Origin of the sequence: Sodalis sp. (in: enterobacteria) (assembly GCF_047607725.1) — a bacterium.
Lineage (GTDB): Bacteria > Pseudomonadota > Gammaproteobacteria > Enterobacterales > Enterobacteriaceae > JBLKSS01.
Map to the genome: position 1 here is coordinate 1 of NZ_JBLKSS010000071.1, position 25,270 is coordinate 25,270.

Annotated in this window: 20 protein-coding genes, 1 tRNA gene and 5 pseudogenes; 10 read left to right on the forward strand and 16 right to left on the reverse strand. The window is 56.5% G+C overall.

Annotated elements, in window-relative coordinates:
- On the forward strand, window positions 1–142 hold a 142-nt coding region (locus ACMX3H_RS06955), incomplete at its 5' end, for a transposase domain-containing protein (RefSeq protein ID WP_415210294.1).
- Window positions 143–192: 50 nt separating this feature from the next.
- Here ACMX3H_RS06955 and ACMX3H_RS06960 read toward each other — a convergent pair.
- The 9 genes and pseudogenes from ACMX3H_RS06960 to pyrB all read right to left on the reverse strand — a co-directional run bounded on the left by ACMX3H_RS06960 (window position 193) and on the right by pyrB (window position 9,102).
- Window positions 193–486 (reverse strand): hypothetical protein, encoded by a 294-nt coding sequence (locus ACMX3H_RS06960; RefSeq protein ID WP_415210277.1) that lies wholly within the window; start codon window positions 484–486, stop codon window positions 193–195.
- A gap of 78 nt (window positions 487–564) precedes the next feature.
- Entirely contained in the window at window positions 565–915 is a 351-nt protein-coding gene (locus ACMX3H_RS06965) for a hypothetical protein (RefSeq protein ID WP_415210278.1), read from the reverse strand.
- 507 nt (window positions 916–1,422) lie between these two features.
- Window positions 1,423–1,848: pseudogene (gene nrdG / locus ACMX3H_RS06970) on the reverse strand (anaerobic ribonucleoside-triphosphate reductase-activating protein); the annotation flags it as partial.
- Between the two features lie 30 nt (window positions 1,849–1,878).
- On the reverse strand, window positions 1,879–3,969 hold the full coding sequence (gene nrdD, locus ACMX3H_RS06975; protein ID WP_415210279.1) for an anaerobic ribonucleoside-triphosphate reductase: 2,091 nt from the start codon (window positions 3,967–3,969) through the stop codon (window positions 1,879–1,881).
- Between the two features lie 511 nt (window positions 3,970–4,480).
- Window positions 4,481–5,992, reverse strand: coding sequence for a hypothetical protein (locus ACMX3H_RS06980; RefSeq protein WP_415210280.1), 1,512 nt, complete (start codon window positions 5,990–5,992; stop codon window positions 4,481–4,483).
- Window positions 5,993–5,994: 2 nt separating this feature from the next.
- Window positions 5,995–6,513 (reverse strand): hypothetical protein, encoded by a 519-nt coding sequence (locus ACMX3H_RS06985; protein ID WP_415210281.1) that lies wholly within the window; start codon window positions 6,511–6,513, stop codon window positions 5,995–5,997.
- A 296-nt stretch (window positions 6,514–6,809) separates the two neighbouring features.
- Window positions 6,810–7,196, reverse strand: a complete 387-nt coding sequence (gene ridA, locus ACMX3H_RS06990; protein ID WP_415210282.1) for a 2-iminobutanoate/2-iminopropanoate deaminase — start codon at window positions 7,194–7,196, stop codon at window positions 6,810–6,812.
- Window positions 7,197–7,275: 79 nt separating this feature from the next.
- A complete protein-coding gene (gene pyrI / locus ACMX3H_RS06995; protein WP_415210283.1) occupies window positions 7,276–7,740 on the reverse strand; it encodes an aspartate carbamoyltransferase regulatory subunit in 465 nt (154 codons plus the stop codon).
- Window positions 7,741–8,157: 417 nt separating this feature from the next.
- A pseudogene (gene pyrB, locus ACMX3H_RS07000) lies at window positions 8,158–9,102 on the reverse strand (aspartate carbamoyltransferase).
- Between the two features lie 372 nt (window positions 9,103–9,474).
- Here pyrB and ACMX3H_RS07005 point away from each other — a divergent pair.
- A pseudogene (locus ACMX3H_RS07005) lies at window positions 9,475–9,938 on the forward strand (YhcH/YjgK/YiaL family protein).
- 299 nt (window positions 9,939–10,237) lie between these two features.
- On the opposite strand, the gene argF reads toward ACMX3H_RS07005, so the two are convergent.
- Window positions 10,238–11,254: an ornithine carbamoyltransferase gene (argF, locus tag ACMX3H_RS07010; RefSeq protein WP_415210295.1), complete on the reverse strand. Its 1,017-nt coding sequence runs from the start codon at window positions 11,252–11,254 to the stop codon at window positions 10,238–10,240.
- Window positions 11,255–11,426: 172 nt separating this feature from the next.
- Between argF and rraB the strand changes: the two genes are divergently transcribed.
- Window positions 11,427–11,855 (forward strand): ribonuclease E inhibitor RraB, encoded by a 429-nt coding sequence (gene rraB / locus ACMX3H_RS07015; protein WP_415210284.1) that lies wholly within the window; start codon window positions 11,427–11,429, stop codon window positions 11,853–11,855.
- A gap of 89 nt (window positions 11,856–11,944) precedes the next feature.
- Here rraB and ACMX3H_RS07020 read toward each other — a convergent pair.
- From ACMX3H_RS07020 to pepA, 4 genes and pseudogenes are all read right to left on the reverse strand, one after another.
- Window positions 11,945–12,395 (reverse strand): annotated as a pseudogene (locus tag ACMX3H_RS07020) (GNAT family N-acetyltransferase).
- A gap of 226 nt (window positions 12,396–12,621) precedes the next feature.
- A complete protein-coding gene (locus ACMX3H_RS07025; RefSeq protein WP_415210285.1) occupies window positions 12,622–15,477 on the reverse strand; it encodes a valine--tRNA ligase in 2,856 nt (951 codons plus the stop codon).
- Window positions 15,478–15,490: 13 nt separating this feature from the next.
- Window positions 15,491–15,940 carry a DNA polymerase III subunit chi gene (locus ACMX3H_RS07030; protein ID WP_415210286.1) on the reverse strand — a complete coding sequence of 150 codons (450 nt, stop codon included), beginning with the start codon at window positions 15,938–15,940 and terminating at the stop codon, window positions 15,491–15,493.
- 80 nt (window positions 15,941–16,020) lie between these two features.
- Window positions 16,021–17,532 (reverse strand): leucyl aminopeptidase, encoded by a 1,512-nt coding sequence (pepA, locus tag ACMX3H_RS07035; protein ID WP_415210287.1) that lies wholly within the window; start codon window positions 17,530–17,532, stop codon window positions 16,021–16,023.
- 278 nt (window positions 17,533–17,810) lie between these two features.
- Between pepA and lptF the strand changes: the two genes are divergently transcribed.
- Window positions 17,811–18,911, forward strand: a complete 1,101-nt coding sequence (lptF, locus tag ACMX3H_RS07040) for an LPS export ABC transporter permease LptF (protein ID WP_415210288.1) — start codon at window positions 17,811–17,813, stop codon at window positions 18,909–18,911.
- Entirely contained in the window at window positions 18,911–20,035 is a 1,125-nt protein-coding gene (lptG, locus tag ACMX3H_RS07045; RefSeq protein ID WP_415210289.1) for an LPS export ABC transporter permease LptG, read from the forward strand. Before lptF ends, lptG begins: the two co-directional genes overlap by 1 nt.
- Window positions 20,036–20,061: 26 nt before the next feature.
- On the opposite strand, the gene ACMX3H_RS07050 is transcribed toward lptG, so the two are convergent.
- Window positions 20,062–20,721, reverse strand: a complete 660-nt coding sequence (locus tag ACMX3H_RS07050) for a LysR substrate-binding domain-containing protein (protein WP_415210290.1) — start codon at window positions 20,719–20,721, stop codon at window positions 20,062–20,064.
- Window positions 20,722–21,603: 882 nt separating this feature from the next.
- Here ACMX3H_RS07050 and ACMX3H_RS07055 point away from each other — a divergent pair.
- Together ACMX3H_RS07055 and ACMX3H_RS07060 are read left to right on the forward strand one after the other, a co-directional pair.
- Complete coding sequence (locus tag ACMX3H_RS07055; protein ID WP_415210291.1) at window positions 21,604–22,335, forward strand: WD40 repeat domain-containing protein; 732 nt, start codon at window positions 21,604–21,606, stop codon at window positions 22,333–22,335.
- Entirely contained in the window at window positions 22,329–22,553 is a 225-nt protein-coding gene (locus ACMX3H_RS07060; protein ID WP_415210292.1) for a YncE family protein, read from the forward strand. The genes ACMX3H_RS07055 and ACMX3H_RS07060 overlap by 7 nt, the downstream gene beginning before the upstream one ends.
- A 277-nt stretch (window positions 22,554–22,830) precedes the next feature.
- Here ACMX3H_RS07060 and ACMX3H_RS07065 read toward each other — a convergent pair whose 3' ends face one another.
- A complete protein-coding gene (locus tag ACMX3H_RS07065; RefSeq protein WP_415210296.1) occupies window positions 22,831–23,361 on the reverse strand; it encodes a DUF2501 domain-containing protein in 531 nt (176 codons plus the stop codon).
- A 498-nt stretch (window positions 23,362–23,859) separates the two neighbouring features.
- Between ACMX3H_RS07065 and nei the strand changes: the two genes are divergently transcribed.
- The 3 genes and pseudogenes from nei to ACMX3H_RS07080 form a co-directional block, all read left to right on the forward strand.
- A complete protein-coding gene (gene nei, locus ACMX3H_RS07070; RefSeq protein WP_415210293.1) occupies window positions 23,860–24,642 on the forward strand; it encodes an endonuclease VIII in 783 nt (260 codons plus the stop codon).
- Window positions 24,643–24,908: 266 nt separating this feature from the next.
- Window positions 24,909–24,990: transfer RNA gene (locus tag ACMX3H_RS07075), tRNA-Leu, on the forward strand.
- A gap of 143 nt (window positions 24,991–25,133) precedes the next feature.
- Window positions 25,134–25,270 (forward strand): annotated as a pseudogene (locus tag ACMX3H_RS07080) (transposase); the annotation flags it as partial.

Consider the following 25,270-nt stretch of genomic DNA (forward strand, 5'->3'; position numbering starts at 1 on the left):
CGGCGGCGACCGGGCGGCGCTGATGTATACGCTGATCGGCAGTTGCAAACTGAACGGCGTGGAGCCGGAAGCGTATCTGCGCCATGTGCTGGCGATTATCGCGGATCATCCCATCAACAAAATCAAAGAGCTCCTGCCGTAGAACCTCACCATCCCTGCTGAATAACTGTCAATACGGCGCTGGGCGTACGCTTACCTATAGACCGCGGTGTCGACGTCGGCCTGCTGTATGGCCGGCAAGGTCTGGGCATCGGCGGTCATCGCGCCGGCGTGGGCATGCATCATCTGCGCCATGCCGGACTGGCCGTCAGCGGAGACGGGGGTCATGTGTGGGAGAGAGAGGGTGTCGGCGTGGCCGTGCATCGTCTGCACCATCGCGCCGGGATCGCCGGCGACGGTTAGCGTGGCGGACGCAGAGGCATTCAGCGGTAAAAAAAAGGAAAGCAGGCTTATAACAGCGCTAACACTAAGCAATACAGTACGCATGAGGACAATTCCTGAACAAAAATCAATTACTGCCGGCGCAATGACTGCGTCGACAACCGGTTGCGTTTTGTCAGGAGGTTATTCTCGGTAGCGGCAAAATTTCTCTTCCGCCGGCGGTCCCGCGATGGGCGGCATCAGCCAGGCAACGATTTGTTGCTGTGGCGGCTCATGCCGGTCGATTAGACTAAGTCTGGCGCTGTTCGGCAGTGCGATAAGCGGCGCGTGGTGGTTATCCTGCTGCGCTGAATCTGGCAGGCAGTGTTTACCGCAGATCGGTTCGGTGGTGCTGGCGTGGCCCGGCTGCGGGATGACGCTATGGATCATGCCTTCACTATGCTGGATACTGGGCGGCAGCGAGATGGGTTTGAGATTGCAATCGTGGCTGGCCAGCGCCCGCTGCGCATTCATCCACAGCCAGATAAACAGCATCCACTGCTAGGCAATCCGCCGGCGGCGGCTGCGAAGCAGATGGCTGAATCGGGTGGGACGAACACAAACGCGCATGGGGTTCCTGTTTCAGGTTACTAATAAATAAGCTGGGCAGGCTTAAGTGAACGCGAAAAACACACCAGGCTTATTGATGTGTATCAATATTATCGGGATAAACACCCCCTATGGGAGCAAATTTGCGCTTATTGACAATTCGCCGCCCGTGACGACTTACAGGGCTTAAGCACGCGCGTGGCCTTATTCTCCGGCGCTATGGCGGCTTGGCGCACCACAACGAACAGGCGCTATTTCCGCGTGCGGGGTCAGTGAGCACCGCCGACAGGGCGGCGTATAAGCCGCCGGCGCCGCCGAGATGACCTCCCCTATTCCGGCAGCGCTAGTGGTGGGTATGGCCGCCTCCCTCGCGTCGCCGGCACCCATCGCTTCGGTTATGTTCGCCGCATTGGGCGACGCCCGCAATGTCGCGCCTTGTAGCCTGCGCTGCGCATTCAAATCGTGGATCACCTGATTGCCGCTGCCGCGCCAAATCGGCGCGGGATCGTGTAGATCCTGTACGAATTTGCCGTCCACTAGCGCTACCAGCTGTTGCTGCACCTCGGTTAAGGTCCCGAGGGTATAGCCGGTCCACATCCAAACATCCTTACCGGGACATTCCCGGCGTACCCGTTGCAGCAGCCGGTGAATCGGCACCAGATTTGCCGGATGCAACGGATCGCCGCCCGACAGGGATAATCCCTGCCGCCGGATACGCGTATCCTGCAAATGGCAAATAATGCAATCCTCCATTTGCGCGGTAAAGGGTAAACAGGAATTGAGCCGCCAGGGGCTTTTGTTGTAGCACTCCGGACATTGGTGCTTGCAGCCGGAGACGAACAGCGTACAACGCGTGCCGGGGCCGTTGATGACATCCACCGGGTAGTACTAATGGTAATTCATCGTTCCCTAACCCAGCTCGCCGGTCGAGAGATGCTTGACGCGCCGTTTGACTTCCTCCTGTTTGCCGGCGTTAAACGGCCACGCATCCGGGCTGCCCAGATAACCGCAGACCCGTCGGGTTACCGACATGCGCGCCGGGTTATGGTTGCCGCATTTCGGGCAGGTAAAGCCCTTGCTGGTGCAGGCGAATTCGCCGGTAAAACCGCACTCGTAGCACTCATCGATAGGGGTATTGGTACCGTAGTAAGGCACGCGGTGATAGCTGTAGTCCCAGACATCTTCCAGCGCGCGCAGGTTGTGCTGCAGATTGGGGTACTCGCCATAACAGATAAAGCCGCCGCTCGCCAGCGGAGGATAGGGCGCCTCGAAATCCAACTTGTCATAGGGGTTCACTTTCTTTTTCACGTCTAAATGGAAACTATTGGTGTAATACCCTTTATCGGTGACCCCGTCGATGATACCGAACTCGGCGGCGTCCAGCCGGCAAAAGCGGTCGCACAGGTTTTCGCTCGGCGTGCTGTAGAGGCTGAAACCATAACCAGTTTCTTTCTTCCAGCTTTCGGTCGCCGCCTGCAACCGTGCGACGATCGCCAGCGCTTTCTCCCGCAGTTCAACGCTGTCGTAAACGTGGGTGCGGTTGCCAAACAGCGCGTTAATGGTTTCGTGAATGCCGATATAGCCCCGCGAAATAGTGGCGCGACCGTGTTTAAAGATCTCGGCGATGTTGTCATCCGCCTTCAGGCGCACGCCACAGGCCCCTTCCATATACAGTATCGGCGCGACCCGCGCTTTCACGCCGTCCAGTCGGGCGATACGCGTCATCAACGCTTTTTTGGCCAGCCGCAGCCGTTCGTCCAGCAATGACCAGAAGCGCGCTTCGTCGCGTTCAGCCTCCAGCGCGATGCGCGGCAGATTGAGGCTGATGACGCCAAGATTATTGCGGCCATCGTGGACAAGTTGGCTATTTTCCTCATAGGCCCCGAGGAAACTGCGGCAGCCCATCGGCGTTTTAAACGATCCGGTGACCTTCACCACCTGGTAATAATTGAGGATGTCGGGGTACATCCGTTTGCTGGCGCACTCCAGCGCCAGTTGTTTGATATCGTAGTTAGGATCGCTGAATTTATGATTTACGCCATCGCGAATCGCGAACACCAACTTGGGGAACACCGCGGTTTTCCGTTTTTTACCCAGTCCAGCGATGCGGTTGCGCAGTATGGACTGCTGAATCAGCCGCGATTCCGCGCTGGTGCCCAGCCCGAAGCCGAAGGTGACGAACGGCGTCTGGCCGTTGGCGGTGTGCAGGGTATTGACCTCATATTCCAGCGACTGGAAAGCATCGAAACACTCTTTTTCGGTGCGGGCGTGGGCATAGCCTTCCGCATCCGCAATATGCCATTCACTGGCGGTGTTACGGTGCTTGTCATAACTGGCGGCGACATAGGGCGCCAGAATTTCATCTATCCGATTAATGGTGGTGCCGCCGTAAATATGGCTGGCGACCTGGGCGATAATTTGCGCGGTGACCGCGGTTGCGGTGGAGATCGAGCGCGGCGGCTCTATCTCGGCGTTGCCCATTTTAAAACCTTGGGTAAGCATGCCTTGTAAATCGATTAGCATGCAGTTGAACATGGGAAAGAACGGCGAATAGTCCAGATCGTGATAATGAATCTCGCAGCGTTCGTGGGCCAGCACCACATCGCGCGGCAGGATATGTTGTCGGGCGTAATGTTTGGCGACGATCCCGGCCAGCAAATCGCGCTGGCTGGGGATCACTTTGCTGTCCTTATTGGCGTTTTCGTTTAACAGCGCCATATTACTCTGTTCCACCAGCCCGCGGATTTCCTGGTTCAACCGGCCGCGCTGCTCGCGCGCCACGTCGCGATCGTGACGGTATTCGATGTACAGCCGCGCTAGGGTTTTGTAAGTACCCGCTATCAGCTGATTTTCCACCGCGTCCTGGATATCGCGGATATCCACATGGGAGCGGGACGCCATTTGCCGCGCCACCTGCGCGGCATGTAAAACCGCCTGGAAAATACGCTGTTCATCGAAATTGACCTGACATCCGTCCCGTTTGATCACTACCGGTTGCACGATGTGACCCCTTGTATGCCGAGAGAGGTTAAGCGCCGCGCCTGCGGGCAGCGCCTGAAAAAGACAATCGCTCATGTTGCCAACGGTCGGCTACGCCGCGGACGCGTTTACGCGCGCAAACCGCGCGTGCCGGCCATTAATAATCCGTGATGCGACGAAGAGGCCGATTGCCGGCGGTCTGTGTGCTTCATCGCATAGCACTATATGTAGTCTTTATGATATGATTTTGGCACAAGATGTAGGAAAGCGGCGCGCCGATCGCACTAAAAATTGACTTTGCGCAATAAAGTTTATGTTCGGATGAATTGCTGGTCAGCGCGATTTTTACCCGTCCGCGCGGTAACGCTTGAAATAGCTGAAAAAAGGGGAGGTAGGCAAATTTTGCCCCTTTCCCAGGGGAAAATTTGGACTTGACGGCGGTGATAAAACGGCGGAGCGCTGAAGCAACGGCACCCCAGGCACCTAGCGCAGCTGCGATGAGCGATAAAGAAAAGGGGGACCTTGTCAGCGATTAGGGCTGTGCCGCGGTGAGCCTAAAGCGATGCGGTGCCGGTTGATACTGCCGGGTGATGGCGTGGTATTCTTTGCTCATACCCAATTTGTCCGCCACGCGCTCAAGGGAAACGCGCTTTAACAGCTCGGCGGTGATGGGGCGTTTTTCGTCATTAAACACCATCGCGCCGAGGAGCTCGGTGAACGGCTGTGATCGCACCAATGTCATGATGAAGTCCGCCTCCGATTCATGCTGACAGGGCAGGAAATAGAGGGTGTCGTCCAGCATCACGGGCTTGCCATCCATAGGCCCCACCTTCATGAAATTAAGCGACTTATAGAAGCCTGAGATGGCGACTTTCCAGGGCGCGAAGGTATAGGCGCCGACGCCAAACACCGAGAAGCGCGGCTTTCCCCGATAGATAACGCTGCCCCGGGCATCGAGTCTATCCCCATGATCCATCAGGTATCGCCACGTCTTCGGCACCGTGCCGGCGAGCGTCGCGGTATCCTCGCCGATCTCTTTTTGGGTGACGATCATGACGCGGTCCGCGCGGGTCCTGCCTTTTGCCACATCGGAGCTTTTGAGCAGCAGAAAGACGATGCCGGTTTCAAGCTCCACGCACTCTCCCAGGCCATTGGTCAGCAGGCCGTCAACCCCCTTCGACAGCTCCATGACCTTTGAACAGTCGTGCTTCACGCCGGAGCGCCAGACGTAATGTTGGTTGATGGCAATCAGATCGCGATGGCGGAGGTACGATTCCACATTGGAGACCAAGAACTGATCGTGAAAACCGATGGTGGATTCCGGCGTCGAGGCTTCAAGGCTGGCAAAGACATCACAGTCTTGCGAGTTGTCCCCAACGGCGACCGGCAGGACAAAAAGGCAGGCTTCGACGGCCGCGCCAAAATGCTGCATGGCATCGATCTTATAGATGGCGGCCCGACCGACCGGATCGCCTCGCCGCCACGCTTGTCGCAGCAATTTTCGCGCCACCGAAGTCTTGACGAGCATCGCTGTCCAGCCGGAGCGTCCCCTAAGCCATTCCAACTGCTTGAGCAGCATCCACTCGGAAATGTCGAAGTTGGCTTTGCCGGTAAGCGCATCCAGTCCCTTATGCCCCTGGAAATTGCTTTTCGAGGGCAGGTTGGCGCTCTTGAGTAGCCCCAGTTCGGCATTGGTGACCCAGGGGGGATTGCCCAGCACTAACCATGGCCCCGGATCGCCAGACAGCACCGCGTCCCAGTCGAGGGTAAAGAAATCGCCCTGTTCCACCCGAGCGGCGCGGCCAAGACGCATCCGGGCTACCTTCACGTACGCCGCATTGATTTCAAGGCCCAACACTTGCCGCGCCGCGGGGAAATGTGCAACGGCGGCCTCAAGGAAAGCGCCCTGGCCGCAGGTGGGCTCGACCACGGCGCCGGGGGAAATGCCGCGTCGAGCCAGGACGGCACACACAGCGCGCGCCAGACCCGGGGGGGTTTGAAAATCCCCGAATTGCCAGACGTTCCGCTCTTTTTTGCCGGCCATGGTCAGAGCACCCGTTCCAGGCCGTCCACGGCACCCGCCTGTAATATCACCCGACTGTACTGGAGCCGCCATTGCAGTGCGTTTGAGATAGTGAGGTAACCTTGCAGCGGCGGTTCAGCCAAAACGGTTTCGGCGATGTTACGCGCTTCGATTTCGTCAACGGGCAGGTTTCTATCCTGGAGAAAGGCCACGATATCGTCCGCATTTTCCTCATTAGCAATAATTTGTCGCAGGCCGCGCGTGGTCTGGAAGTCGGCGGTACGGCCCTTGTCCACGAAAATCGTGTGCATCATGTTCAGCCGGCCCGTACGCGTGAACGGATCGTCCACTTTCTCATAGATGAACACAATGAGGTGGTAGCCGAGCCCGTAGATCTTCTGACGCGCCGACTTATAGGGGCAGGAGGACTGCGGTTGCCGGATGCTCGTGACTTTAATATCAACGTTCAAGCTCGGCAGATCGATGCCGTTGGCCGAATTACCCGCGCCGCGACCCTTGGGGTGGGCACGAGGGCAGTGCATGTCGAATACGTCTTAGAGCTGCGATCGGACGAACCTCTCAATTGAAGGATATCTTTGTTTTTACTGAGGTGGAGATAACAAACGCCAACCGGCACGGCGTGAGCGATAACCGCGTCATTAACGCGCATCTGCGATTAAGAGGTAGGCCGGTCAGTACTCCACTTTTGCTTACCCTGCCTGCGCGAGCCTTTCGGCATGGGCAAAGGCGTCTTTTTTGTCATCAGTGACGATCTTGTCGGGGCAACAGCGGATGGGACAAGATGACGCCGACAGGAAACGTCCCGCCGGCACTTCGCCTAGCGGCGTACGGCGATAGCTTCAATCTCGATTTTCACGTCTTTCGGCAACCGTGCGACTTCCACGCATGAGCGGGCCGGGAACGGCGCGTTATGTTCGGTGAAAAAGGCTTCATAGGTGGCGTTAACCGTCGCGAAATCGTTGAGATCTTTGACAAACACCGTTGTTTTTACGATGTCCGCAACCTGTAAACCCGCCGCCTCGACGATAGCTTTGACATTTTCCAGCGACTGGCGCGCCTGATCGGCAACCGCTTCCGCTACCTGGCCGCTCTTCGGGCATACCGGGATCTGGCCGGAGGTAAGGATCATATTGCCGAGATCGACCGCCTGCACATAAGGACCAATGGCTGCGGGCGCGTTTTCCGTATTGATTATGCGGGTCATGGCTACTCCTGATGATTGAACATTAAGCGAAATAACGGTGCCGGCCAGCATAGGCCATTAACCGGCAGCGGCGAAGAGATCAGGCGCTTTGAATCACCGCTTGGTGTTCAAATTCCTTCTCGCAATATTTGCACTGTAAGTGCACCTGCTGACCGTGGACCTTGACGCGAAAACCGGACGCCACCGGCTCGCTGCGGCTGATACAGTTACTGTTGGGGCAGGTAAGCACACCATCTATACGCTCCGGCAACTGTAGCGTCTGTTTACGCACCACATCGTAATTATCAATACGGTTAACCGTGGCGTGCGGCGCATAGATGGCCAGCTGGTTGGCTTGTTCTTCAGTCAAAAAGACATTCTCCAGCTTGATAAGATCCTTTTTACCCTGCTGGTTGGACGGCAAATTAAGACCAATGGTAATCCGTTCATCGGTAGCGGTCAGCTTAAACAGGCTCAGCAATTTCATGCCCACCTGCGCCGGGATATGGTCGATGACCGTGCCGCTGCGTATCGCTTCCACTTGTAATTTATTATCTTGCGTCATGGGTGATTCCCCCTCCTGCGCCTGCTGTTGATTCAGGCGGTTTACTCAGTATGCAGCGTCACAGCCGGTTGTCCTGATCCCCGTCAGCCGGGCGCAGCGGCTAACGGGCCACACCGTGCTGGCGGGCTGGCGAAGGGCACGGGCGGCGCATCTCAGCCGGCGGCCTAAACTTTTTAGCCGAATGAGCTAAGCCATAAGCGCCTCGTCAACCGCTGACCCGGCGCAGCACCAACAATACGCGCTATTATGCTAGCTGGATGGTGTCCAGGTGTCTATCGGCAATCGTGCGCCCGGGCAGCAACACCCTCCTAGGGCGAGAACACCGGCGCTATGCAGGACGGCCGCGCAATGCCGCCATCGCACTGCCGACCTCAGAGAGAAACGGCGTACTGCTTCTCCCCGAAGCGAACGAAAACATTACGGCGTCGGTTGGTCCGGGTTGTGGCCCAGTACGGCGGCCAGCAGCGCCTGGCGGGCGAAAATTCCGTTACCGCCCTGCTGGAAATAATACGCATACGGCGTGCGGTCCACGTCAATGGCGATTTCGTCCACCCGCGGCAGCGGATGCAAAACCTTCAGGTTAGCGCGCGTCTGCAGCAAATCGCCGGCATGCAGCACGAACTGTGCTTTCACGTTGGCGTATTCCGAGGGATCCAGCCGCTCTTTCTGCACCCGGGTCATATAAAGGATATCCAGCGCCGGCACCACTTCTTCAATGCTGGTGTGGAGACTGTAAGCGATTCCCTTTTCCTCCAGCATGTGCAGGATGTGGGCCGGTATCGCCAACGCCTGTGGCGCGATAAAATAAAAGCGGTTCCCGTCGAATTTGGCCAGCGCTTGGGTCAGTGAATGCACGGTACGGCCATATTTCAGATCCCCTACCATGGCGACGCTGAGATGATCCAGACGTCCCTGGGTTTCTTAAATCGTGAACAGATCCAATAGGGTCTGGGTAGGGTGCTGATTGGCGCCGGCGCCGGCGTTTAAAATCGGCACCTGTCCGGAAAATTCGGTGGCGAGCCGGGCCGCTCCCTCCTGCGGATGGCGCATCACGATGGCGTCGACATACGTGCTGATGACCGAGATGGTGTCGGCCAGCGTCTCGCCTTTTTTGCCGAGCGAGGTATTGTTGGCATCGGGGAAACCGACGACCGAAGCGCCCAGCCGGTGAATCGCGGTTTCAAACGACAGGCGGGTTCGGGTCAAGGCCTCAAAAAAACAGCTGGCGATGACTTTGTGTTTCAGTAATTCCGGCTGCGGCCGGGCCTTGAACGCGGCGGCGGTGGTTAACACCATTTCCAACTCCTCGCGGCTCAGGTCGTTAATGGAAATGATATGCTTTTGATAAAGGGGATTCACCATCTTTCCTTCCTCCTTATAAGTGCCGGTAATGCCGTCGGGTGACGTAGGGCGCGCCAATTTGCGTCCAAAAAAAAGCCCCTCATTGAGGGACGATAATAACAGAATATAACGGGAGCAGCCGCGGCGCCTGGCCGCCAGCGTGAAACGTATGCAGCTGAATATAAGCCAACGTGCTGATGCTGTACATGGTTCCTCCCGGCAAACTGCCCGGCATTATACGCCGGTGATTTTCTACTTCAAGCCTAAATCTTGTCCGACGGCAACGAAAAGGAACCATTTAGCCGGCGGGGTAAAATAACTGACGGATTGCTCTTACCTTTCACCCATTTCTTGTTTTACACTAAAACGACTTTTCATTTTCAGGGAACTATTATGATCACCGGTAACGTCAATCATCTCGAATTCATTCCGTATCTGCCCGCCAAATTGCGCGCCGCCATCGATTACGTCAAACGCCACATTAACGATGAGACGCCCTTGGGCAAACATGATATCGAGGGCAATGAAGTTTTTGTTATTGTTTCCAATGATGTGACGGAACCGCGCCAGGCGGCGCGCCGTGCCGAATATCATGCCAAATATCTTGATATCCAGATTTTGCTGCGTGGTACCGAAGCGCAATGCTACAGCACGCTGCCGGCGGGTAAACCGGACACCGACCGGCTGGAGGAAAAAGATATCGCCTTTCTGCCGTCGGGCCAGCATGAAAAACAGGTGGTGCTGCATGCGGGGGATTTCGTGGTGTATTTTCCCGGTGAAGTGCATACGCCGCGGTGGGCGAGCCGGCGAATATCCGCAAGGCGGTGATAAAAATCGACGCGGCGCGGGCGGTTTAAACGCGCGACGGCGGCTTCCGCCGCGGCCGGCCCGAGGCTCGCAACCGCGTTATCCTTGGCGCCTCGTCGCCGTGGGCCGCTGCCCGGTTTCCAAACATGAGCTCGAGCGCATAGGATGCCCCATTGCTGGCGTCAGCCGTGTACCGGCAGAAACAACGGCGCTGAACCGCGCTTGGCGGCGTTGTGCGCCGCCAGCAACAAAGGCACTAACCGGATTTAGCGGCCGCCGCGTGTCGCCGGCAACAAGGGCGCTGACCCGTTTCTGGCGGTAGTCATGCGGCGCCATAAGCGGGCGCTAACTAACCGGCTGACGGCTGCGCCAGCGTCGCCACCATGACGGCTTTGATCGTATGCAGGCGGTTTTCCGCCTGATCGAACACCACGCTGTGGGGGGATTCAAATACCTCATCGGTCACTTCCATGCCGCCCGCCAAGCCATATTGCTCCGCCATTTGCCTGCCGAGGGTAGTTTGATCGTCATGGAACGCGGGCAGACAGTGCAAAAACTTCACCTGTGGATTGCCGGTCTGGCGCAGCATGGCCATATTGACCTGATAGGCGCGCTGTAGCGCGATGTGTTCCTGCCATACCCCTTTGTCCTCGCCCATCGATACCCACACATCGGTATAGATAAAGTCCACCGCCTTCACGCCGGCGGCGATATCTTCGGTAAGGGTAATATCGCCGCCGGTTTGCTGCGCCAATCGACGGCAGGCGGTCACCAGCTCTTGATCCGGCCAGCAGGCGGTCGGCGCCACCAGCCGCAAATCGATACCGGTCAGCGCCGCCGCTTCCAGCAGCGTATTGCCCATGTTATTGCGCGCATCGCCGACATAGGCCAGCGACATTTGATTAAAGGGTTTTTCCGGCAAATATTCCTGTATGGTCATCAGGTCGGCCAGCAATTGGGTAGGATGGAACTCGGTCGTAAGCCCGTTCCATACCGGCACGCCGGCGTGACGCGCCAGCGTTTCGACGATCCCTTGGCCATAGCCGCGATATTGGATACCGTCATACATACGGCCTAGTACCCGAGCGGTATCCTTTATGGATTCTTTATGGCCTATCTGGCTCCCGCTCGGCCCCAAATAAGTCACGCGGGCGCCCTGATCAAAGGCGGCAACTTCGAAAGAGCAGCGGGTACGGGTCGAATCTTTTTCGAAGATGAGCGCAATATTTTTACCGGCCAGGCGCGGCGTCTCGCCTCCGGCGCGCTTTTGGCGCTTCAGGTCGGCGGCCAGCGCCAGTAATTGATTAATTTCGGCAGAGGTAAAATCCATCAACCTCAGGAAATTGCGTTGAAATAACTGATTCATCATCCGTTTCTCCATGAATACTCTGTCAAACAGGTTGAATTAAAATTCACTTTATATGTATGAATATTCAAATTCAAGTGCTGACAGCAAATCTTTCACCATTAAGCTGGAGCCGCACCCGTCGGTGTGTGAAAATAGCCCTCCTACAGGCCGACGTATTGAGGACAGGGGCATGGCACATTCATTTCTTGAAGAGCAACGCGAAGAGACGCGTCTGATTATTGACGAACTGCTGGAAGACGGCAGCGATCCTGAGGCGCTTTATACCATCGAGCATCATCTCTCCGCGGACAATTTTGACACCCTGGAGAAAGTCGCGGTAGAGGCCTTTAAACTGGGTTACGAAGTCACCGATGCCGAAGAGCTGGAAGTGGAAGGCGGCGAAACGCTGATGTGCTGCGATGCGGTCAGTGAAGTCGCGCTACAGGCGGAGCTTATCGATGCACAGGTAGAACAGCTCTTCACCCTGGCGCAGCGCCTGGGGGTAAATTACGACGGCTGGGGCACTTATTTCGAGGATCCCGACGGTGAGGATGAAGAGGGCGATGAGTTCGACGACGGCCCTGCGGATAGCGACGAGGTGCCCGCCACACGCCATTGATTGTCCCCCGCCGCTGACCGCGAAGGTCGGCTGAAGGATGACGCGAATAACGGCCGTCACCGGCGCTATTCGCGTCCACCCCAGACGGTCTATAACGTTTTCAACATGGTGACTTCACAGTCGACGTGTCCGGTATTGCCCATCGGGCCGTCGATATGGCGAAAGCCCAGCTTCTCATAGAGGGCAATAGCGCGATCCAGGGTGGCGGTGGTTTCCAGATAACATTGGCGGAAACCCTGCTCGCGGGCAAACGTCAGCGCACGCTGCGCCAGCTCCCACGCCACACCACGTCCGCGCAGTTCGGGCAGGAAATACATTTTTTGCAGTTCGCAAACCTCCTCGTTTGCGCCGCTCAATGGCGCTACGCGGCTGGCTGTAGAGCTCATAGAGATGATCGAGGTTGGGATCGGAAACGGTATAGCCTTTATCCGCCGTCAGACCGAATTCGGCGGAAACCCGGCGGATCACCTGCGCGATGGCGTTATTGTCTGCCGGCGTTATCGGACGCACCCGTATGGCATCTGCAGAGGTAGTGGGCATGGTCATGATCCGGATAGTCATAAATAAAGGCATGATGGATTAAAAATAATAGCACCGCAGGGCCTGGCGATGCAACCGAAACCTCCGTGGGCGCCTGGGCGATTGTCGGGGACGGCCGCCGCCTGACGGGGCGCGGCGACCGGGGAGCGATCACTCACCGGCGATAGCGTGATGACCAACACTTGCCGACCGGGAGTAGCGCGCTTGCCGACCGGCGACAGCGCGATTACAAACCGGCGATGATCGCTTGCTGTTCGAGCAATTTCGCACTGGATTGCTGATAGCTTTCCAGCTTCTCGCGCTCTTTCGCCACCACCTCCTCCGGCGCGCGGCCGATAAAGCCCTCGTTGCCGAGCTTGGCGGCGATACGGCCGATTTCCCCTTCGATGCGCGCAGCTTCTTTTGCCAGGCGCTCCAGCTCGGCGTCTTTATCGACCAGGCCCGCCATCGGGATCAGCAGTTCGGCGCCGTCGATAAGTTGGGTGACGGAAACCGGTCCTTTATCGTCCGCCGGCAGCAGGGTAATACTGTCAAGCCGTGCCAGGGTGAGTATAAAGCTCAAGTTTTTGTTCACCCTGCGCGCCACCGCCGGTGAGGCCTGACGCAGCAGCACCGTCAGCGGCTTACCGGGCGTAATGCTCATTTCGGCGCGAATCGTGCGCACCGCGACGATAGCTTGCTTGATCCATTCCAGGTCGGTTAGCGCGTCGGCGTCCGCCAGCGCCGCATCATAGGCCGGAAACGGCTGCAGCATAATAGTTGCACCCGGTTCGCCGATGAGGGGTTTCACCCGCTGCCAGATGGTTTCGGTAATAAACGGAATGATGGGATGCGCCAGGCGCAGCAACCCTTCCAATACGTTGACCAACGTATGGCGGGTACCGCGCAGCTCGGCATCGCTACCGCCGCTCATCACCGGTTTGGTCAGCTCCAGATACCAGTCGCAGAACTGGTTCCAGGTAAATTCGTACAAAATCCCGGCCGCCAAATCGAAACGGTAAGTATCCAGCGCCTCGCGAAACGCCTTCACCGTCTGATTAAATTCCGCCAGGATCCAGCGATCCGCCAGCGACAGCACTTGGTCGCCGCCGTTAAAACAGCAGTCCTGATCTTCGGTATTCATCAGAACAAAACGGCTGGCGTTCCACAATTTATTGCAGAAATTGCGATACCCCTCCAGGCGCTTCATGTCCCAATTGATATCGCGGCCGGTAGAGGCCAGCGCCGCCAGCGTGAAACGCAGCGCATCGGTACCGTGCGGCTCGATGCCGTTCGGAAACTGTTTTTCCGTGCGTTTGCGGATCTTGTCCGCCAGTTGCGGCTGCATCATATTGCCGGTGCGCTTTTCGAGTAAATCGGCCAGCGAAATGCCATCCACCATGTCCAAAGGATCGATAACATTTCCTTTGGACTTGGACATTTTTTGCCCTTCTTCATCGCGGATCAGACCGGTCATATAGACGGTGTTAAACGGCACCTGCGGCTTGCCGTTGTCATCCTTGATGAAATGCATGGTCAGCATGATCATGCGCGCTATCCAGAAAAAGATAATGTCAAAGCCGCTCACCACCACGCTAGTGGGATGGAACGTGCGCAGCGCGTTGGTGTCTTCCGGCCAGCCGAGGGTGGAGAAGGTCCATAGTCCGGAAGAGAACCAGGTATCCAGCACGTCGTCGTCCTGGCGCAGCGGAATATCGTCCGCCAACTGATGTTGCTGGCGCACCTCGGCCTCGCTGCGGCCCACATAGACCCGGCCCTCGGCGTCGTACCAGGCTGGAATGCGGTGGCCCCACCACAGTTGACGGGAAATACACCAATCCTGAATATCCCGCATCCAGCTGAAATACATGTTTTCGTACTGCTTCGGCACGAACTGGATCTCGCCCTGTTCCATAACTGCCACCGCCACTTTCGCCAGCGGCGCGGCGCGCACGTACCATTGATCGGTCAACATCGGCTCGATAACCACGCCGCCGCGATCGCCATACGGGACCGTGAGGTCGTGGGCCTTGACCTCGACCAGCAGGCCCAGGCGGTCGAATTCCGCCCCGATCGCCTTGCGGGCGGCGAAACGTTCCAGGCCACGGAAAGCCGCCGGAATTTCGCCAGACAGCGCCTCGCTGGGCTCTCCGTTGGTGTCGAACACCTCGGCTTCCTGGCGGATATCGCCGTCAAAGGTCAGGATATTGATCATCGGCAGCGCATGGCGCTTGCCGACCTCATAGTCGTTAAAATCGTGCGCCGGCGTGATTTTGACGCAGCCGGTGCCTTTGGTCATATCCGCGTGTCCGTCGCCGACAATAGGGATACGGCGGCCGACCAGCGGCAACATGACGAACTGACCAATCAAATCGTGATAGCGCGGATCTTCCGGATTGACCGCCACGCCGGTGTCGCCGAGCATGGTTTCCGGCCGCGTGGTGGCGACCACCAGGTAATCCAGACCGTCGGCGGTGCGCGCGCCGTCGGCCAGCGGGTAACGCAGGTGCCACATTGAGCCCTTCGACTCGCGGTTTTCCACTTCCAGATCCGAAATCGCGGTGCGTAATTTCGGGTCCCAGTTCACCAGGCGTTTGCCGCGGTAAATCAAATCTTCCCGATACAAACGCACGAACACTTCCTTCACCGCGTTGGACAGCCCGTCGTCCATGGTGAACCGCTCGCGCTCCCAATCCACCGAATCGCCCAGCCGACGCATCTGATGGGTAATGGTGCCACCGGATTGCGCTTTCCATTGCCAAATCTTGTCAATGAAGGCGGCGCGGTCGTAATCGTGGCGGGTTTTGCCCTCTTCGGCGGCGATTTTGCGCTCCACCACCATCTGCGTCGCGATGCCGGCGTGATCGGTGCCCGCCTGCCACAAGGTATTTTTACCCTGCATACGCTGATAACGAATCAGGGTATCCATAATGGTCTGCTGGAAGGCATGGCCCATATGCAGGCTGCCGGTGACGTTCGGCGGCGGGATCATGATGCAGTAGCTATCCTGCCGGGTATCATTGTTCGGCTTGAAATAGCCCTGCTGCTCCCAGTGCTCGTACAGCGGCTGCTCGATATCTTTGGGATTGTATGTTTTGTCCATTATGCGTCGTTAATCACTGCGTTGGCGGCGTGGCCGTAGTCAATTGGAAGCCGACGCTGCGATACACTTTATAACGATCGCGCGCCAGCTGTTTCAAAGCGTCTTCATCCGGGACGAAGTCTATCACTTCATGGAAAGCGGAGGCAAAATCCGCGCAGGCCGGCAGCAGGCTTATCAGCAGATCCCGCTGCGCGTTGCCGCGGCGCTGCGGCCAGCAAATTTCTACCGGCGCGCCGTAGCGCGGGCCTTCGCCCGCCAGGTTATGCGGCACGAACGTATCGGGATCGCGCGCCCACAGCGCCTCGTCCAGCCTGAGCGCTTGGGCATCGTCCTCACAGGCGATAAGCACCCGTTTCCCCTCCCGCCATTTACCGGCCGCCAAATCGCAGGCAAGCCGCTCCACGGCGATCAGCCCGTCGCTGGTGTCGTGTTGGTCGAGCAAATAGAAGGTTGCGTTTTTCATGTGCCGTTTTGTTAACCAGGGGATGACGGAAAAAATAACGGACGGCAATTGCCGCCCGTGCAAGCATACATTTTTTGCGGTTACTCGTCACCGTTGAGTCCGGCACGGTTGAGCAAGAATTGCGACAGCATCGCCACCGGCCGTCCCGTGGCGCCCTTGGCTTTACCGGAGCGCCAGGCGGTGCCGGCGATGTCCAGGTGCGCCCAATTATATTTGCGCGTGAAACGCGACAGGAAGCAGCCGGCGGTAATCGCGCCGCCGGGCCGGCCGCCGATGTTCGCCATATCGGCGAAATTCGACTCCAGCTGCTCCTGGAACTCATCCCCCAGCGGCAAACGCCAGGCGCGGTCGCCGGCCTGCTCGGCGGCGCCGATAAGCTCATGGGCCAGCGGATTATGATTCGACATCAGCCCGGTCAAATGATGCCCCAGCGCAATAACGCAGGCGCCGGTCAGCGTGGCGACATCGATGACCACGTCCGGCTCGAAGCGCTCGACATAGGTGAGGGCGTCGCACAGTACCAGCCGGCCCTCGGCGTCGGTATTCAACACTTCCACCGTTTGGCCGGAGAGGGTGGTCAACACATCGCTGGGCCGAAACGCGCGACCGTCCACCATGTTTTCGCAACCGGCCAACACGCCAACGATATTCAACGGCAGATTAAGCTCCACCGCCATGCGCATCACACCATATACCGTTGCGGCGCCGCACATGTCGTATTTCATTTCATCCATACTGTCGGCGGGCTTGATGGAAATGCCGCCGGCGTCGAAGGTCAGCCCTTTACCCACCAGCACAATCGGCCGCGCTTCGGCGTCGGGGCAGCCCTTATACTCAATAACCGACATCAGCGATTCATTGGGCGAGCCCTGACCGACCGCCAGATAAGCGTTCATGCCCAGCTCTTTCATCTGCTGTTCGCCGATGACCCGGGTCGTGGTCGTTTTGCCGTAGCCGTCGGCCAACTGGCGCGCCTGCGAGGCCAGATAGGCCGGATTGCAAATATTGGGCGGCATGTTGCCTAAATCTTTAGCGGCTTTAATACCGGCGGCGATAGCCAGACCGTGCTCGATCGCGCGCTCGCCGCTGGTTAACTCGCGGCGCGTCGGCACATTGAACACCATTTTGCGCAGCGGCCGGCGCAGCTCGGTTTTATTGCTCTTCAGCTGATCGAAGGTATAAAGCGTCTCTTTCGCCGTCTCCACCGCCTGGCGTACTTTCCAGTAGGTGTTACGCCCCTTGACGTGCAGCTCGGTCAAAAAGCAGACGGCCTCCATGGAGCCGGTGTCGTTGAGCGTATTAATCGTTTTGTTGATAACCTGCTTATACTGGCGTTCATCCAGCTCACGCTCTTTACCACAGCCGATAAGCAATATACGTTCGGACAACACATTCGGGACATGATGCAGCAGCAGCGTCTGCCCGACCTTGCCTTCCAGTTCACCACGGCGCAGCAGCGCGCTGATATAGCCTTCGCTGATTTTATCGAGCTGTTCGGCGATCGGGGACAGACGGCGCGGCTCAAAAACCCCGACGACGATACAGGCACTACGTTGCTTTTCCGGGCTACCGCTTTTTACACTGAACTCCATGCACTCTCCTGAATCTTAAAGACAAAGACGGTTGCGCGGGATAAAATAGACTTTCCCGTCATCGTCCCACCTTTGCATTCACTCTATGTGTTAATCTGAACGACGCAAAGGACGCTATTCTGTCGACAATCAGTGCGTTCTCATGGCACGGCCGAACGCTTAATGTGTTATACTCTATCTAGCGATAAGGGTGGCTGTTTGATACGTATTAATGATGGATTAGCGATGAAATTATCGATTTTCCTGCAAAAAGACAAGTTTTCACAGGCGAAATAAGCGTGATAATCACTAGATATCTGGTTCGGGAGACATTTAAAAGCCAGCTTGCCATTCTGTTCATCCTGCTGTTGATTTTTTTCTGTCAAAAGCTGGTGCGGATTTTGGGCGCGGCGGTGGATGGCGATATTCCGACAAACCTGGTTTTATCTTTACTCGGCTTGGGTGTGCCTGAAATGGCTCAATTGATCCTTCCCCTGAGTCTCTTCCTGGGGTTGTTGATGACGCTGAGCCGTATGTACACCGAAAGCGAAATTACGGTTATGCACGCCTGCGGGCTGGGTAAAAGCGTTTTGATCCGCGCGGTGCTTGTGTTCAGCCTAATTACCACGATAGTCGCGGCGGTGAATGTGATATGGCTTTCGCCCTGGTCGTCGTGTCATCAGGATCTGGTGATGTCGGAAGCCAAGGCCAACCCGAGCATGGCGGCGCTGGTCGAGGGGCAATTCAAACCGGCGGAAAACGGCAATTCGGTGCTGTTCGTCGGCAACGTGAAAGATAAAGGGTTTGAACATGTGTTTCTGGCCCAGCTCAAACCGAACGGCAATGCGCGCCCTTCCGTGGTTATCACGGACCGCGGTCATATGACCCAGCGGCCGGACGGATCGCAATTGGTCATGCTGGATAAGGGCACCCGCTATGAGGGGACCGCGCTGCTGCGCGATTTCCGCATTACCGATTTTACGCAATATCAGGCGGTTATCGGCCATCGGGCGGTGGCGGTGGACAGCACCGACGCCGAGCAAATGACGCTGCGCCAGCTGTGGCGCTCGCCGGAGCCGGAGGCGCGCGCTGAGTTGCACTGGCGGCTCACGCTGGTGGTGTCGGTGCTGATTATGGCGATGATGGTGGTGCCGCTATCGGTGGTTAACCCGCGGCAGGGCCGGGTCCTGAGCATGCTGCCCGCGATGCTGCTGTATCTGATTTTTTTCCTGCTGCAAACCTCGCTGCGCTCCAACGGCGCCAAGGGCAAGCTTGACCCGATGTTGTGGATGTGGCTGACCAATGTGGCGTACCTGGCGCTAGCGCTGGTACTGAATTTATGGGACAGCGTACCGGCGCGAAGGCTTCGCGGGCGCCTGCATGCAAGAGGAGCGGCCTAATGTTTGGCGTATTGGACCGCTATATCGGTAAAACCATTTTCAATACCATCATGATGACCCTGTTCATGCTGGTGTCGCTGTCGGGCATTATCAAATTCGTCGAGCAGCTGCGCAAAGTGGGTCAGGGGGGCTACTCGGCGCTGGGCGCGGGCCTGTTTACCCTGCTCAGCGTACCTAAGGATATCGAAATCTTCTTCCCGATGGCGGCGCTGCTGGGCACGCTGCTGGGGCTGGGTTCGCTGGCGACGCGCAGTGAACTGGTGGTGATGCAGGCATCCGGTTTCAGCCAGCTGCAGGTGGCCGGTTCGGTGATGAAAACCGCCATTCCTCTGGTACTCTTGACCATGGCCATCGGCGAATGGGTGGCGCCAGCGGGCGAACAAATGGCCTACAGCTACCGCACCCAGGCGATTTACGGCGGCTCCATGCTCTCAACCCCAAACGGGCTGTGGGCCAAGGACGGTAATGACTTTATTTTTATCGAGCGCGTGGTGGGCAGTGATGAGCTGGCCGGCGTCAATATTTACCACTTCGATAAGGCCGAACGGCTGCAGTCGCTACGCTATGCCGCCACGGCCACCTTCAGCAACGGCAGTTGGAAATTGTCGCAGGTGGACGAATCGGATTTGACCAACGACAAGCAGATAACCGGCCGGCAAACCCTGAACGGCGAATGGAAAACCAACCTGACGCCGGATAAACTGGGAGTCGTCGCGCTGGAGCCAAATTCGTTGTCTATCTCGGGGCTGTATAATTACGTCAACTATCTCAAGCAGAGCGTGCAGGAATCCAACCGTTACCAGCTGAATATGTGGAGCAAGATTTTCTCGCCGTTCTCGGTGGCGGTGATGATGCTTATGGCGCTGTCGTTTATTTTCGGACCGCTTCGCAGCGTACCTATGGGGGTACGGGTCGTCACGGGGATAAGCTTCGGTTTCTTGTTTTACGTGCTGGATCAGATCTTCGGGCCGTTGAGTCTGGTGTACAACATGCCGCCCGTGTTCGGAGCTTTGCTACCCAGTATGGCGTTTCTTATCATCAGCATCGTCATGCTGTTAAGGCGCTGTTGGGTAATACCGTCAGCGCCGTTTTTTTATTGCCGTGGCTTTCATTTTGGACCTTAATGCTGTGTCATACCGACAGCGGCAAATTATTTCATGCTGTCAATAAACATGCCTTTGGTCAAATCCCGCAACCATTTATGGCAGGGTGAATGATTATGTTTTGAATGCCATGCCTGGATAATACTGCGCTTACCCAGATCGAAATCGGCGCTGAAGAATTCCACCGCCACATTCAATTTCTTCATTGTGGTGACTACAAAATCGGGCACGATAGCCAGCGTATCGGAATGAGTAATAGCGTTCATCGTTGCCATGTAGCCGGGGGTGGCCCCCATCACATGGCGCGCCGACCAGAAGTATTTCGCTGCCTCGTCGGTCCCTGTCGGATACTTCTCCTTGGTTTGAACAAAATGATATTTGAGCAGATTGTCCATGCTTTTATCGCTGGCCAGGATAGGATGGCCGCATCGGCACATAAAGTAACATTTCGCCGAGTGGATAGTGCGAATGGTAATATCCGAGTTTAAATCCCGCATCTCACCGATATAGAGATCAATATCGTTGGAGCTGAGAAAATCATCGTCGTAGTCCGAGTCGTGCACCAGATTAATAAACACATTCGGCGCGCTGCGCTGAACCTCGCAGAACAGCTGCGCGTTCAGGGTGAACACGATAGTGGCATTGGTGGCGATGGTAAATGAAACGGTGGTGGTGTGCGGCTCAAACGCCATATTGGTGTTGAGCATGGATTCAATCCGATTGACGAGTTGTCTAACATCCTCCTTTAATGCAATCGCCTTGGGTGTGGGAATTAATTTGGTGCCGCTGCGCACCAGAATCGGATCATTGAATAAGGTGCGGATCTTATTCAGCGATTTGCTGATAGCCGGCCGCGGTGACGTTTAAGCTTCCTGGCAGCCAGATTGACGCTACAGTCTTCCAGTAATGCGTTGAGAACCACTAATAAATTAAAATCAAAGTTATTCATATAAAAGGCATTCGTTAAATGGCTGGTTTGTGAGATATTCGTTAGTGAACGAATATTAAGGAATCCAAGTCATTAAATGTCCTTGACAAGGTCGTGAACGAAAATAAAATTGGGCTCGATAGTTAACTACTTTTGGTAACTAATTATTTTATCTTTGATTTTTTAATTATGTCAACATTAAATTAACCTTCCCCTTTGGTCCAGAGTTATCGCTTTGCCGGCCAAACCCCCCGCAGCGGGCGCTATTACTAGCTTATCCTCCTTTTTGGCCTGTGAGGAATAATGTTATTGTCCGTGGGTAAATAGTAGGTTATTTATTTTAATGCACATGACATAAATTAAATTCTCCCGCCATAGGGCTGTTTTTATTGCTATTAAATATATTATTAATTTGTAAATAAATTAATGAAAGACCCATTGCGCAGGCAGGAGACGCCCCATTTCCGCCAGACTCTCTCTGATGACCTATGATTGTTTCGCTGCCCGAGCCGCAGCGCATTTTGCTGACGGTGCCGCCGCCTACGCTATTACCAGAGCGACTGTCGGCACGTCTCTCAGTGTAAACGATGTCTGCGTCGGCGCCAAACCTTGCATGATGAACTATTCTCAGGGTAAAGATAGCTGAGAAGGGAGAGCGACTATGACCACACTCGCCGACGCCTATGGCCTGATTGCCGTTGACAAGCAAGGCTCAAACGTTCTGTTTCTCGATGCTGACAGCTATGTTGTACAGCAAAGGTTAAACGGCTTTCCTCCCCGTCCGCACGAGTTGATGATTGCGGCGTCTAAAATGAAGGCCTACGTTCCTTTGTACGGCGACGGCGTCCATGGAGACAATCCGAATCCAGGACATAAAATCGCCGTCATCGACCTGGCGCGGTGCACACTACGGGGTTTTATCGACATCAGCCCGTTGCAATCCCCCCATACCGGCCGTATCGGCGATGATGGGCGCCTTTATCTCTGCTGTGAAAATAGCCGCGCCATCGTGGTCATAGACACCGATAATGACCGGGTGGTTGAGCGGATAGCGACACCTTCAGCCAACACGCACCGCCTGACCATTATGCCGTCGGGGAAAAAGCTGTTCACGGAGAATGAAGAGGACGCCAGTATTACCGTGGTGGATATCGCCGTCTCGCCGGGGCGGGTGCTGGATACGATCGCCATGCCGGGACCGATCGGCGGTATCGCCGCCCCGCCATCCCTATGTGGTGGCCACGGCCGCCCGGCGCTGTATATTGTCGATAGCGACAGCCATCAGCTGCGCGGCACGCTACCTCTTAACGATCACCATCACAGCGCTCAGGTCGTCCGCTTTAATCACGACGGTTCGCTGTTGGCGTCGTGGGTGACGGCGAGCCGGTGGTGACACTCTTGGACGGTGAACTCACCCCGCTGGCCAGCTTTAGCGTCGGCAATAAGCCGATGGATGGCGGCTTCAGCCCTGATAACGCGCTGTTGCTGATTGCCAATGAGGATGACGGCACCCTGAGCGCGATCGATTTGCACCTGCTGCAGGTGATTGCCACACCGCGGGTGGGTGAGGGCTGCGAGGTGCTCGGCTATTTTCACCTGACGAATACGTAGCGGCAAGCGCCAGTGTTTCCCAAAGCGAGGCTGTGTATTGGGCTGATGTTGCCCGATCCCGCTCAAGGGTGAACATCGCGCTGGCGCTGCTTCAGCACTGGGCTGCTGAATCACCTTCGCAATTCCCAAAGCGGGCGGTTAATGGCTATCGTGCTGACGCTTGTTTAGCGGTGAGCGCCAGGATTGTTTCGTATGTTTTGTGAGGCGGTAGTATCCCGGCTCAGGTGCTAGCATGCACTCCGGTGGGGCGTGCAACGGCACCCCGCCGGAACACGCGTCAGGAAATAAAGTTTTTGCTCTGCTTAAGGACCAAATCGCAGGCTTTGGTTTTGACCTTTTCAGTTAACTGTGAAGTGCTAAGAGCGTTCAAATTCACGGTGTTGCCCTGACTGGTATTCAAGATCCCCGCCAGACCGGACTGGTAATCCTGCGTTTTCGCAACGGAGGCGGTGGTCGATGCGTTATTGTTGATGCCAAGCTTATCCAACAGCTGATCTTTTACCGTGGAAGTACTGCCTGCGGACAGTAAATTATTTTTAACGCAGTATTGCAGCACGCCGGCGGCATTAGTCATTGAACCGGAACTTAACGCTTTATCACCGCCGTTCAGCAGCCCGGCTAGCGAACTTAACGAGGTACCGTTATTATTGGTAGCGGTGGTATTTTGCCCGCCGCTGTTGGCGTTCGATTGTTGCAAACTGTTGGCCACGTTCGCGGCAGAATCCATCCAGCTAGCCGCTTGCGCCATACCGCAAGACATGGCGGTACAGACGCTCAGCGCGCACAACAGGTGGCGGGAAGGGGTCATCATAACAATCTCCTGAATTAATCGCCGATCACGTCACCTGCATAAGCGTCGCGACCCTGTAGGCGTATCGACACAGTATGCCACATCAATGCCTGCCGGGCAGCGGAATATCGGACAAACCTACCGTAAACTCCCATTTTGAGACTATTCCTGCCGGTGGCAACGGGATCAGCCTAAGTTGATGTGGAACCTGTCGCGATTCGTCCTTAGCCAATTGCGACGCAGCGATCAAACGGGTAAAGGCGGTAATTCACTTCCTTGCGCTTCGTTCGGCCGCCGCTATCGATTAACGGCGCGGCGGAGACAGCCAGGTTACGCGCCTATCAGCCCGCAACGAATACATCACGCGTGGTCGCCAGTGACGATCGATGCACGCCTTCGGCGTCGGGTAGAGTCTCGGGGAGGAAACGCCGGGGCTGGTTTCCTTGATTTTCGCTTAGACGACTTTTCTCGCCGGGTGCTATCATCAGCATCCATCGCGGTTGAAGGGAGGGGAAAATGCCGGAAGGACCGGAAATACGTCGTGCAGCCGATGGCTTGATGCAGGCGATGTCCCATTTACCGATTACCCTGGCGTGGTTTGCCTTTCCCCATTTGAAACGCTGGGAGACGCAATTGACCGGGCAAACCATCGACAAGATCGAGGCGCGGGGTAAAGCGCTGCTGACCTGGTTTTCCAATGGACTGGTGCTCTACAGCCACAACCAGCTGTACGGCGTCTGGCGGGTGGTCAAAGCGGGGGAAACACCGGTGACGATGCGGGTACGGCTGGAGAATCAAAACGCCGCCATCTTGCTCTACAGCGCATCAGAAATCAGTATATTAAGCGCTGACGAGGTTGCTGAGCCCCCCTTTTTGCTGCGCATTGGCCCGGATGCGCTGGACTCGCAACTGACAGTGGAAACCGTGCAGGCGCGGCTGGTGTCCAAGCGCTTTTGCGGCCGCCAGCTTGGCGCGTTGCTGCTGGACCAATTCTTCATTGCCGGCCTGGGAAATTATCTGCGGGTGGAAATTCTGTGGCAAGCGCAGCTGGCGGCGCAACATCGACCGCGCGATCTTAACGAGGAGCAACAACGGCTTTTGTGTCAGGCTATTCTCAACATTCCGCGCTTATCTTACACTACCCGCGGCCAGCCAGGCGCTAAAGATCACCACGGCGCCACGTTTCGCTTTCGCGCCTTTCATCGTGCCGGCAAAGCCTGCGAGCGCTGTGGCCAAGCAATTGAAAAAACCACGTTTTCCGGCCGGCCGTTTTATTGGTGCCCGGGGTGCCAGCGATAGCCAGCAAGCGCGGGTGGAATGTAAACCGGTGGCCAAAGTTAGCTAGCAGGCGCGGGAGCGACGTAACTGCTCCGGCTGCTAACGTTAGCCAACAGACGCGCGGGCGGTAGAGTTGCTCCGCCTGCCCACCTACCCACCTTAGCCAACAGGCGCCAAAATGCACCGTGAGGCCGTTTTTTCAGCAGTTGTGCACCGGAGAGGCGGATTAGTATTGCGCCGGGATCTGTTAACGGTATAATGCACCTCGCTATCCGTACCCCTTCAGTGCCGAAGTGGCGAAATCGGTAGACGCAGTTGATTCAAAATCAACCGCCTTCGGGTGTGCCGGTTCGAGTCCGGCCTTCGGCACAATCGGAACATCAATAGACGTCTTTTTTGGTAAGCGTACGCCCAGCGCCGTCTGTTAATTCCCCATCAAGTTATTGAAGATGATGTCCATTATTTTTTTAATGGCGCAGTTCATGAAACAAACCCCACCAAAACCCTCAAGACGTCATCCCAATTTCCCGCTGGACTTTAAAATTAAGCTGGTTGAGCAGGCGCTCCAGCCCGGCGTATCCATTGCCAAGCTGGCACGGGATAACGGTATCAATGACAATTTGCTGTTCAACTGGCGCCAGCTCTACCG